This is a genomic window from Pseudoalteromonas sp. APC 3893, from assembly GCF_030408095.1.
GTDB lineage: Bacteria > Pseudomonadota > Gammaproteobacteria > Enterobacterales > Alteromonadaceae > Pseudoalteromonas.
This window is the reverse complement of the sequence record NZ_JASDCD010000040.1, coordinates 1-12,378: the sequence shown is the minus strand read 5'-3', so window position 1 is coordinate 12,378 and position 12,378 is coordinate 1. Positions and strand designations below refer to the sequence as shown.

Annotated in this window: 6 protein-coding genes and 3 pseudogenes; 4 read left to right on the top strand and 5 right to left on the bottom strand. The window is 39.4% G+C overall.

Annotation, left to right across the window (positions count from 1 at the left end):
• Nucleotides 1-600 precede the first annotated feature (600 nt).
• Complete coding sequence (locus QMA12_RS21380; protein WP_290211416.1) at nt 601-3,423, top strand: TonB-dependent receptor; 2,823 nt, start codon at nt 601-603, stop codon at nt 3,421-3,423.
• A gap of 245 nt (nt 3,424-3,668) precedes the next feature.
• Here QMA12_RS21380 and QMA12_RS21375 read toward each other — a convergent pair.
• The 4 genes and pseudogenes from QMA12_RS21375 to QMA12_RS21360 form a co-directional block, all read right to left on the bottom strand.
• Nucleotides 3,669-3,827 (bottom strand): annotated as a pseudogene (locus QMA12_RS21375) (IS630 family transposase); the annotation flags it as partial.
• A gap of 9 nt (nt 3,828-3,836) precedes the next feature.
• A pseudogene (gene istB, locus QMA12_RS21370) lies at nt 3,837-4,604 on the bottom strand (IS21-like element helper ATPase IstB).
• Nucleotides 4,597-6,090, bottom strand: coding sequence for an IS21 family transposase (istA, locus tag QMA12_RS21365; RefSeq protein ID WP_290211417.1), 1,494 nt, complete (start codon nt 6,088-6,090; stop codon nt 4,597-4,599). The pseudogene istB and the gene istA overlap by 8 nt, the downstream one beginning before the upstream one ends.
• Nucleotides 6,091-6,175: 85 nt before the next feature.
• The gene (locus tag QMA12_RS21360) at nt 6,176-7,345 is read right to left on the bottom strand and encodes an IS4 family transposase (protein ID WP_290211418.1); all 1,170 of its coding nucleotides are present in this window, start codon (nt 7,343-7,345) and stop codon (nt 6,176-6,178) included.
• A gap of 390 nt (nt 7,346-7,735) precedes the next feature.
• Between QMA12_RS21360 and QMA12_RS21355 the strand changes: the two genes are divergently transcribed.
• Together QMA12_RS21355 and QMA12_RS21350 are read left to right on the top strand one after the other, a co-directional pair.
• The gene (locus QMA12_RS21355; RefSeq protein WP_290211419.1) at nt 7,736-8,041 is read left to right on the top strand and encodes a LytTR family DNA-binding domain-containing protein; all 306 of its coding nucleotides are present in this window, start codon (nt 7,736-7,738) and stop codon (nt 8,039-8,041) included.
• 280 nt (nt 8,042-8,321) lie between these two features.
• Nucleotides 8,322-10,145, top strand: a complete 1,824-nt coding sequence (locus tag QMA12_RS21350; RefSeq protein WP_290211420.1) for a winged helix-turn-helix domain-containing protein — start codon at nt 8,322-8,324, stop codon at nt 10,143-10,145.
• Nucleotides 10,146-10,213: 68 nt separating this feature from the next.
• Here the strand turns inward: QMA12_RS21350 and QMA12_RS21345 are convergent, their stop codons facing one another.
• Complete coding sequence (locus tag QMA12_RS21345; RefSeq protein ID WP_290211421.1) at nt 10,214-11,875, bottom strand: SUMF1/EgtB/PvdO family nonheme iron enzyme; 1,662 nt, start codon at nt 11,873-11,875, stop codon at nt 10,214-10,216.
• Nucleotides 11,876-12,265: 390 nt separating this feature from the next.
• Here QMA12_RS21345 and QMA12_RS21340 point away from each other — a divergent pair.
• Nucleotides 12,266-12,378: pseudogene (locus QMA12_RS21340) on the top strand (ISAs1 family transposase); the annotation flags it as partial.

The following is a 12,378-nucleotide window of genomic DNA, read 5'->3' as shown; positions in this document are numbered from 1 at the left end:
GGTATAGTGAAAATCTGGAATGTTGGACAATTCAAGCTCAGTAAGAATGACTGTATTTAGCTCTATTAGATCACAAAAATCATAAGATTAAAATAGATCATCAATTAAATGTGTTTGGTATAAATAATCTGAACGCAGATAATAAACCTGTCCTCAGCATCTATTTTTAATGCTAACTTCGATGAATTCACTTGCAATAAACCCGCTAATGGCGCGTAAATAAGCTTTGTTATCTCTCAACCTCCGGCTGGAAATTTATAAAGTGCATACCTTAATAGGATGCAATTTAAAAAAGAAGCCGTGTGTCAATGGATATCAATTTTTTTTTGCTAAGATTATTTATTCCTAGTACCACTAACTCTTTTATCCATCCTTTTATCCATGCTTTACATATGGTTACATTCAATGTTGGCTTTGAAATCAATCTTTTTTGTAAACAAAAAACCAAGTAGGTTAAAAAACTGTTGACCAAATGATGTCCCTGATATTAGTATCTATTTGCTTAATCGGGTACTTAGTATGTATTTTGGTTACTAAGTCCCAGTTTTATGGCAATTAAAACTAATAAAATCATATAAAAATATGACCAGGGAGAATCAAATGTTAAATAATAAAGTTTCAAAAGCTGTTCGCTTAGCAATTGCTTTTGGTGCAGCTTCAACAGCTGCATTTTCAGCAAGTTCAAATGCTGCAGAAGAGGGTGTTGAAAAAGTAGAACGTATTCAGGTGACGGGCTCACGTATTCGTTCTACAGATCTTGAAACAGCGCAGCCAATTCAAACGATTAGTCGTGAGGATATAGCAAATCAAGGTTTTACTTCAGTTATTGACCTTCTTGAAAATATGTCAGCGGCAGGTTCGCCGCCTATCAGCCGTTCTGAGCCTTTAGTTTCTGGTGAGAATGTTGGAGGTAATTATGTTAACCTTCGTAATTTAGGTACAGGTAGAACTTTAGTACTTATCAATGGTAAGCGATTAGGTATTACTACCTCTGGATACCAAGACTTATCGGCTATTCCTATGGGAATGGTTGAACGTATTGATGTATTAAAAGATGGTGCATCAGCTATGTATGGCTCAGATGCTATGGCTGGTGTGGTAAATATTATAACTCGCAAGAACTTTGAAGGCCTTGAATTCACTGTTTATGGTGCTGAATACGATGAAGGTGATGGAGAGAAAAAAAATGTTAGTATGGTTACAGGTATTTCAGGTGACCGTGGCTCTATAACTTTAGGTGCTGAATGGCGTGATGAAGGTGATGTTTGGGCTAAAGACCGTTCATTCTCGGAAGTCTCATACCCTGGATACGATATTCCAAATAACCGCACTTTGGTTGGGCAATATGGCCGCTTTAACTATAATGACCAATGGTATGTAGCAAAGCGTCCTGGCAATGCAAGTTCATTTGATGATTTTGAGCCACAAACTTATGAAAATGGTTCAAGTAATGCTAGTGAACAAATGCACTTAGAAACACCCCTTAGTGCGCGTTCAATCTATATTAGTTCAAATTATGCATTAACTGACGACATTAACTTTACCAGTGATATTGGTTACAGTGAGCGTCAGGCAAAACGCCAAGTTGCTGGTTACCCGTACCAATCAGCTTCAGATGGGATTGTGTTAAGTGCAGATAGCCACTTTAACCCTGTTGGCGAAGATGTTTCATTTACTCGTCGTGGTTGGGAGGTTCCTCGTACAACTGAGAGTAATCAAGATACATTACGTTTTACAGCAGCTCTTGAAGGTTCCTTTGAAGTTGCCGATCGTTATTTCGATTGGGATGTAGGTGGTGTTTATAGTAAAAGCTCTTCGATTCAAGTTGATAATGGTAATTTTTATAAGCCAGCAATTGCAGCTGCAACAGGACCTTCATTTTTAAATGCTTCAGGTCAAGTACAATGCGGTACGGAAGCTGACCCTATTTCTTCAGCAGAGTGTATTGCTTGGAATCCTTTGGCTGGCTTTGGTGCAGGCCCAGTGGAAAATTCTCTAGCTGATCCAAATGTACAAGATTTTCTATACCCGACTCTTCATTATCGTGGTGAAACACAAACAACCATGTATTTTGCAAATATCAGTGGTTTAATTGCTGAGTTACCTGCAGGTGGTTTAACTTTCGCTCTTGGTGGTGAATACCGTAAAGAAACAGGGCAATACAACCCTGATGCGCTTGCTCAGTTAGGTGAAAGTACGACGCTCGCCTCTGGTGCAACAGGTGGTAAATACGATGTTACAGAAGCGTATGGTGAATTAAATATTCCTATTTTATCTGATGTAGCTGGTGCAAAGTCGTTAAGTGTTAACTTAGCAACACGTTACTCTGATTACAGTACTTTTGGTGATACAACTAACAGTAAAGTGGGTATTGAGTGGCGACCCATTGATGATTTATTGGTTCGTGGTACTTGGTCTGAAGGCTTCCGTGCTCCTACAATAAGTGATTTGTATGGCGGTAGTTCTCAAACCTTTACTACAGGATTTATAGATCCATGTGATTCTGTATATGGTTCTGCAGCTGGTTCCGCGCGCTGTTTACAAGATGTTCCAGCCGATTATCGTCAGCTACAGCAAGGTTTTGTTCCAACAACCGGACCTGCTGCGCAAACACCTGTGCCATTTAACAGTGGTTCAAATGAGTTTTTACAGCCAGAAGAATCAACGAGTAAAACAGTTGGGTTTGTATACAATCCAAGCTATGTTGAAAATTTAGATATTATTGTTGACTGGTGGAGTATTAAGATCACTGATACGGTTGTATCTGATTCACCAAATGATATCTTGAAAGATTGTTATATTGGTGGTGATGAATCACGTTGTGCTATGTTCTCGCGTGATCCAAGTAACTCTATCGTTAATGATCTAACTTACGGTACTCGTAATGCAGGCTTTACTGAAACATCAGGTATTGATCTTGCGTTAGCTTATGCATTCGAAACTGAGTTTGGTGATTTCCGAGCTACTATGGATAGCACTTACCTACTTAAATATGATTCAAAATCGACAAATGAACCAGAAACTAAAGTAGAATCTGATGTTGGTCATGCAGATGTCTTCAGAACTAGATCTAGCTTAGGACTGAATTGGTCATATGGTGACTTTAGCGCTAACTGGGGTATTCGTTACTTCTCATCAATGCGTGAAGATTGTTACTTTGACGATAGATGTAGTGACCCAGAGTTCCAACGTGATTGGACTAATGGTGCAGTAACTCCGAAAAATAAGGTTGGCTCAACAACATTTAACGATTTGCAGTTAACTTACAATACTCCTTGGGAATCAAAATTATCAATAGGTGCTAATAACGTCTTTGATAAGCAAGGCCCGATTATGTATTCTGGCCCTAGCTCAACCTACTCTTACTACGGTGGTTTTGATATTGGTCGTCAATGGTACTTCCGCTATTCACAAAGCTTTTAATTTAAATTAGTAAAACAATAACTAAGAAACCCACTTATTTTTCGGTGGGTTTTTTTATTTTTAACAAAAATTGCAGACAACAATATAAGCGTCTAGCAAAGTGCACCTGCAAGTAACTCGTCAAAACGATTAAGCCATTTCCGAATTTCAATTAGGAGATAGCTATGGGAAAACACGTAGCCTTGAGCAGTGGCGCAGTATTATCGAAGAACAACAAGCCAGTGATTTAATACTAATCCTATTTATTAAGTGATTAAGTTTATCCATGTCCTCGAGCAGATGCTCTTAACGTTATCAATGTCTGAGCGAAATACATTCCACGCCCTACTTACTTGTTCAACAATATCGTCATAACTTACAAACGTACGATTTGATAGCTCTCTGTTTCTCATCCATGCCCATACTATCAGACGTCAATTAACTTGGCCGGTATTTGAATTAAGTTTCATTGCTTGTTTTTTACGGTAGCTTTCACCTTCGATTTTATAGATGTCACTGTGGTGAACAAGTCTATCGATAGCGGCAACTGTCATCATGTTATCGCCGAATATACTATCCCATTCACTGAATGCTTGATTTGATGTGATCAACAAACTACCTCGTTCATATCGATGGGCAATCAATTCAAACAATACCTGACTTTCACTGTCATTCTTTTTTACGTAGCCGATATCATCCAAGATCAGCAATTCATACTTATCAAGTTTTTTAAGCGCGTCATTTAAGCCTAACGTTTCTTTTGCGCGCTGTAGCTCTTGAACAATAGCAGTGCTAGTGCTGAATTTAACACGCACTGATTTTTCAAGTTATGAGTAACCAATGGCACAAGCTAAATGAGTTTTACCTAAGCCGCTAGCGCCGAACAGCAAGATATTATGACCTTGTCTAAGCCAATCAATCTGACTCACTTTTTGTTTTATTTGCAGTGATGTAACACCTTCAATTTCATCGAACTTATATTGATGGAGCTGTTTTCCAACAGGTAACTTACTTTCTTTAAGCAATCGTTTTAATCGGCTTTCATGGCGATGGGTCGCTTCCAACTCGCAAAGCTCAGCAAGAAATAACTCAGGCTCCCATTGCTCTGTAACAGCCTTTTGAGCAATCACTTCCCAGTCTTTAGCCATTGCACTTAAGCGCAGCTCTTTTAATAATATCGGTAAGCTTTGAATATTAGCCATACAAGCCTCCAAGTAACGCATCGTAATCACTTATTTGATGTTGTTGGCTTACAATGTCGGGGATAACAATTGTGCTAGGTCCAAACATTTTGCGGCACAGTTCAATCGATATCCGTTTACCCTGTTCATGGTTTTTAAATACATAACGGCCAAGCGCCTGTTCGCAATCATAGTTATGAGCGAGCAACAATAACTCAACCATATAACGACAATCCTTATCACTGACGTGCTCTTGGGTTAGTTGCTGCCACAGTAAACTGAAATCACCTTCAGGAATTAAGTCTTCGCGTAATTGTGAGTATTTAAACGCATTAGGCTTTTTCGCAAGTGAATGGATCACATGCTTATAGTCGACTGCGCGTGAGCGTAGGTGGCCTTGTGCATAAACTCTTGGTAATGATAATGTTTTTTCGTGACCAAGAAATAACTCAAGCCGGGTATCATAAATATGAACAAGCAATCGATGTCCAATAAGTCTGGAAGGCACGGTATATGTCACTCGCTTTACGCTAATGGTACTGCTTGATGTGACTTTGACGTATTGTTCGCTGAAATCATTCGTCCGACGCTTAGGCAGTTCACCGAGGTGTTTACGCTCTTCCTCAAACCGCGTTTTGCATTGACGATTAATTTTGGCGACAATTACATCTAAAAACGATTGATACTCGTTAATTGTCGTGAAGTTACGACTACCACGCAGTCGTAATTGCTGGTCGACTTTCTGCTTAAAATGGCTATGTGCTACCTCAATAGCCCCATTTTCGTGAGCAACGCCTTTATTGTTTCGAGTCGCAACAACGCCATAGTGTTTGCATAGCTTTTGATAACGCTCAGTTAAGGTTTCTTGTTCATAATGGTTATTGAATGCAGCGCTTAAGCTATCTGTACGGTGAGTTTGTGGAACACCACCACTGCGCCAAAAGGCATTTTGTAAACCGGTAGATAGTGATTCAAAACTTTCCCCTCCAAAGACGACCTGCGCATACGTCCAACCGCTAAACACCAGTTTGTAATGGAAAATCTTATGCTCGAATATTTCAGCATTAATAGTGATTTCAAGCTTATTCATCCAAGTGTAATCTGTTATGCCCATAAATCCGGGCATGTACTTTTGGCGAAAGATAACTTCTTGTTCGGCTCCTTCGGTGGCCAACCATTTTTTAACTCGACGCTGCAATGTGCGCAAATGATAGTGACCAAACTTACCTGGCATAACGGTATCAAGATAGTCTAATAATGTGATGGGTTGAAGCGCTGGATCAGCCTTAAGTAATGGCACCAAATGTTCTTCAAATGAACCATCAAGTGGATCTTTGCGAGTTCGATAAGTTCTGGCTTGCTTTGAAGTTGAATGTTGCTCTGATTCGATACGCCTAGCAGTGCGTTCTGACATACCCGCTTGGGCTGCGGCTGTTGCTTGTTTATGATCCTTACGATAAGACATATATAAATTAACCTGTTGTTTGGTTATGGGTTTTCCAGACATATCTTTCTCTGTTGAATTTGATATATCTGAAGTGTACCAAAACCGGTCAACCTAATTGTCGTGACCCGGCCAAGCTAATTGTCGCCTAATACACATCCATATTTTTCCAATTGAGTTTCACTACCACCTGTACGAAATAGGCTAGCCCTTCTAAATAATCTCGTTGTCGCAGTTTAAAGGACTGTTTTTTGAAGTATCGCAGCCCAACAAATGCCCATGACACTACTCGCCTGTTTTTGGTTGAGTTAGCTTGAAAAGCCCCTGTCTTTCCTGCTTTGTCTATCACTGCACCCAGCATCATTGAGAACCAATGCGCCAGTGTGGCAAGCAGTAAAAGTATGTCTAATCGATTGAGTTTGTTCGTTCTGTGCAGATCTGAGCCTAAACCGAACCTTACACTTTTTTGGTCTCGGAACCCTGCCTCTATCTGCATTCTCATACCATATAGCTTGAGCACTTTTTCGAGAAAGTGGTGCCTTTTTGGAAGTGAAGAAATGAGTAACCAAGGCTCTTTATAACCGCGTTCTTTATCTCTTTTTAATAACTTATGACCCTTGCCAACCAACACTGCATGCGTTTGATATTTTGCACTTTTGGTCAGCTCGGTCGCGCCAAGATACTGACTCTTACGTTGATTGTTCTTGAAGAGTGACTGGCATGGAATAAACTCATCACTGTCCTGCGTTTTCAAGTGTGCCGTACCTCGAACCCGGCTGATATAGTGCCAGCTATTGTTTCGCACGGCTTTGAGCCAGGGGACTTTAAAGCCCGCATCCGTCACAATGACGGGGCGGCAATCACTCGGCAAGATCAGTTTGAGCATCTTTAAGAACCGTTTTTGTACTTTTGGGCAATGATATTGAAAGCTGAATGCACTTTCCTGGTATAAGGTCAAAGAGCGACCTTCACTGACAATGCTAGCACGCAGAATACAGTATTTGGTTTGTGTATCTGCATGACTCCAATCAACCAAGATGACGGGATGCTTTTCAGTGACCACAAAACGGCTTAAGCGAACATAAACCGATGTCGATTCACGTAAAAGCTCGTGGTTACTGAGTAGTCGCTCAATACGTTTAATATCATGTTTTTCAGTTGTTTTTGAATCCAAGTTGCGGCCGATAGACGTCAAGGTGCATTGCTGACAGTGCAAAAGAGATTTAACGGCAGCGACTAGAGTATTAAATCTGGCTTTATGGATAGAGTTAGGAGTGACAGCGCGGAGCATATTGTGCAAAATAGTAGACGCATTCATGGTGTTTAGTTCTGTTGTTTTTGGCGATTCATAAGATCACAAAACACCATGAATGTTCCCTCACATTCCACATTTTTTAATACTATTAGTTCATTGATATATAAAGGCTAATTCTGGGGATACTTTAGGCTGCTAGGTAGGGAAGTGTTTAGTGCTTTTGATAAAGTTGACTTGCCATGTCCTATTATTTTTACCACTTCTTATAATGAGTTTTGGACGCAAGCATTTGATAATCAGGCGTAGCATATTTACTTAAACCATTTACCTACAAGCGTTTTGCTAATGCGATGGGTAATTATGAGCAGCTTAAAAGCAATCTCATTAATACTATCAAACCACATGTCGCAGTAACTCAGTACTATAAAAGCCGCTACTTTTAAAAAAGGGCTGGTGGTCGATATTATCAAAACCGAAGATGTGGTGTGCATTCGAGCTACTTCGGGCGTATTGTCAGCCTATGATAATCATGGCAAACACCATTTGCTTACGGGCAACTCATTGACGGAGCTAGAAGCTCAGCTCGAGCCAGCTCTCTTTTTTAGAGTTAATCGCAGTGAAATAGTGAATATTCATTATGTTGTTTCATTTGAAAGCTACGCTAAAGAAACGTTAGCAGTTAACCTGCAACATATGAGTGAGCCACTAATCAACAGCAAAACACGCATAAGTAACTTTAGAAAGTGGTTAGCTACGTAACTAGCTGCAATCGAGGTAATGCTTTTACTTGCTATTTTGAGTCTAGCCAATGCTTTTGTAAATCATGCTTTTTTCGCGCTGGCGTCGGTAGCCAAAACGAATGGATGACTATTCCATTTTGGTTTTCGCCTCAGTAATCGTTTAGCACCTTCAACCGAAGTCCCCGTCATACAGACTAAAGTGAGTTTTTACTATATGATTGTAAATCATAGATTCTGTATTAGTTTAAGCGCTAATGGGAATAGACTAAATCACTAAATGAGCCATTATAATAAAAACAATGCGTTATATATTTGATACTTTTGAGTTTGATAGTACCAGTTTGGTACTTAAAAATAATGGTCAGGATTTGGCTATTCGACACAATGACGCCAAAGTGCTTAAGCTGCTTTTGGAGCATTCAGATACTGTATTTAGTAAAGACGATATTTTATCGCAGGTTTGGCAAGACAAGGTTGTGAGCGAGCAGGCTGTTTTTCAAAGCATTAGTAATTTAAGAGGGCTTTTTGGTAGCCATGCAATTAAAACCTTTTCAAAACGAGGTTATCAATGGCAACTCAAAGTTAATGCAACTCATTGTGATACAGAAAAAGCGCCAAGCACTGTAAATTCAAATGTAGCAGATCAGCCAACGGCAGCTTCGTCTTACTTGCAACAGCGAAAAATGTGGCTAATTATGGCGTTTACGGCGCTAACCCTTTTTGTTATTGGGTTGATTTATTTTATCTCTAATCCATCTAAAGAGGTTGATAGCGCTGTTATTAATATTGCGTATATCCCATTTAGTACTCAATCAGACGCGAAGCAGGTCAATTTTAGTGATGATGAGCACTTTGATTTTACTGAAATACCACATTTAAACACTGCTTACTTTCAGGTCTCAGCCGATTATGAGTATTCTCAATTGGCCAGCGAGCACTCGTTGATTTTATCAGGCACGGTGCGCACTTATAATCAAAAGACGTATATTGATTTTATTCTAAAGGGCCCATTTGCTGATTGGCGCGGCCATGTGTTGGGAGCTGATCAACAAGATGCTAAAAAACAGCTTTTAAAGCACTTACAGAATCCCGTTGTTTATAATTTACTTAATGAAGCTCAGGCCCCAGCAGTTAAGCAAGCAAACTTAACGATTGCCCATCAGCAGGCACCTAACGACCTCATTATTCTTAGTCAGCTTACAAATACTTATTTGAGAATGGGTGAGCATGAAAAAGCGATGGTGATGGCAACTAAACTTGAAAAAGCGGCTATTTCACAAAAAAACACGCAATACGTTGGCAATGCTTTACTCTTGCAAAGTGAAGTATTAACTCGCAAAGAGTTATTTGATTTAAGTTCTTTAAAGCTGGCAAATGCGATTGCACAATTTAAAAAGATTAATGATTTACCCCGACAAGCCGACGCCTTGATTGCGCAGTCGTGGATAGATCACAATCAGGCTGATTATAACGCCATTAAGCATAGCCTGCTTACGTCAGCCAAGTTAGCCTTTGAGGCTGATGATAAACAACGTGAACTAGATGCTTTAACTTACTTATCTGTGTTGGCGCATAAAAATGAACAAGAAGACGACAAATACCTTTATTTAACAGAAGCCGAGAATAAAATGAAGGCTTATCAATATCCTAGCTACCACTTGGCTATCATACCGTTTCACTATGCTATTTTTACTAAAAGCCTTAAGGATAAAGAGCCACATTTAAAACAAGTACTAAAACTTGCTACCTTGACGCCTGAGTTTTGGGCTGCGATAGCTAGTCGTAAGCAATTAATGAAATATTATATAAGTCAAAACCGCCTTACAGATGCACAAGCACTTATGGCAGGTATTACATTGGATAACGCAGATAACTCTTACTTGAAAACGTTGTTAGCGGATGCGCAAAACGATACTGATGCATTTATTACACATGCAGAACGTACTTTTGAGCAAGCACAATTGGCGGGTAATCTTTCTCTTAGCTTAGATATCGCGCTATTGATTTGCGGCACTGAAAACCCGCAAGTAAATTATGATTTTTATTCTCAATATATCAATGAAAAAGGCAGTGATTATTGGCGACGGGTAAATGAAGAGAAACTGACGTCTTTGAGTTTATGAATTGTACTAAGCGCTACTAAACAGCGTAAAGGCAATAATGGTACGGCCTTTACGCTTTATTAAACTAGCTATTTCTGTTTGAAGTTAACCCAGTTTAGCTTCCAGTTTTTATCATGTGATTGTATCGTTAATTTATTTTTGCCTTTGTTTAAGTATATAGTAGCGCCTGTTTGGGTTTGCCATTGATTATATCCCCCTGTGCTTGTTACTTTTTCTGTGGCTAGCTCTTTGTCATTTACTGATATTGCAAAGCCTTTAGTATCATTAGGGGCTGCTAATCGGTAGCTTAGTGAATAATGCCCTGATTTTTCGACCTCTAACTGATAGTTTATTATCGCTTTGTCACTTATGCCGCCAGAGCCCGTTAAATTGAATTTACCATCGACATCTGAGGTTCTTCCTACGGAGGAGCCTGTCATTTCACTTGCTGATTCAGCTTCCAATATTCCTGGTATTTTTACCCACGGGGCTCGTGTTTTTACCGTATTACTGTAATCACTTTGTTGATGATGCCTAACCGCTACCACCGTGTATTCATATTGGTGGTTATCAATATTGGCATCTTTAAATGTTGTTTCTACAATGTTTGATGCTAACAGTTTAAACGTGCTGCCAGCAGCTGGATTTCTGTAAACGCGGTAACTTTCAATGTCTGTTTGTTCGCTTTTGTCCCAGTTTAAAGTAACAAGGTCGTGCTGTTGTTCTATGGTTAAATTAGTGACTTTGTCTGGGTAGGGCAAAGCCGCATCACGTCTTAGCTGTTCACTGTGTTGTGCTATTGTTAGCGCTTTTTTAAACCGCTTTGTGTTACCTCTCATTGGTGGTGCTGCGCCGTCCAGTGCAACTCTTAACCCTTCTACTGCGCCAATAAAGTTCATACCCATGACGCCCCTTTCACTAACCGAAAATGTATTCCAATGCCAGCTGCCGCCTCGTGCTACTCGGAATTCACAATTTTCATCGGTCCATGGCTGACCATTAGTAGAGGCATTTTCATAGTTGTTTTTATAGCAGTCAGCTATAAACTCAACCACATTACTTATCATGTCATGTAGGCCAAACGGGTTTGGTTTATACATACCAACGATGCTTGCATAAGCTGAGTGATCAACACAGTTTGACTTACCATTAAAAAAGTTAACATAGCTGGTATTAGAATCACGCTGTAAGATATTTTCGCCGGTTAAATCAGCTGTATTCTCGTACTCACAAACAAGGGTTTGATCGGGGTCGTCACCAAAATAATATTTGCTGCTTGTGCCTGCTCTTGCTGCGTATTCCCATTCAGCTTCAGTGGGTAGCCGATACGGGCGACCTGTTTTTTCAGCTAACCATTGAACATATGCATTAGCCGCTTTCCAACCAATACAATTAACGGGTTGAAAATCACTGGTGTTGAGTGAGTTATTCTCCCATGTGCCCGTTGTTGCTCCATAATTAAACCAGCCATTTAATTGGTGAATGCATTGAGTTGGCATATCATAGCCAGACTCTTGAGCAAAGTGACGAAACTCTCTGACGGTCACTTCATATTTGCCTAAGCTAAACTCGGGTAGTGTTACTTTATGAACAGGCTGGGCATCTTCTTTATCTATATCGCCCATCTGAAAAGTACCCGCAGGTATCGTGACCATGATGGGTTCAATCAAACCACTGGTACTTTCATTTGCATAGAGTGCAGGGCTATTAACTGATAAAAAGAGAGGAATTATTAATTTTTTTAGTTTCATTTAGTTTTCCTTTTTAATGAGAGAGTAATAGTGGAAAACTAAGCAGTAAAAATCTTATAAAAAATCTAAATAGCGATAAAAATAGAAAAAGCCTAACATTTTCTTCTTTTTAATAGCTCGGAATTATTATTATCAGGGATAAAAAGTGTTGATTATTGTGGCTGGTAGATATAACGGTTGCTGTTCAGGGGGGTAACTCTGGAGGCGAAAACTTAACCTATTTTTTTTGTGTGAATTCGCGACCTAGATTTAATAAGTCAGAATTAAAGCAAATACTATTAGATATTTAGTCATTTGATTGCTCCTTCTAAGGGGCAGGGCAGGATCATACTTTGTAAACATTCATAATTTATGATCTAATACTATAAATTTCATTACTTTATATTTCTTATGTCCTTATTCTCCCATTTAGAACTTGTAAAAGATAACCGCTCAACTATCAACCAGCATCATAACCTTGTCGATGTACTTTTCCTTATTATTAGTGCTGTAACATCTGGATG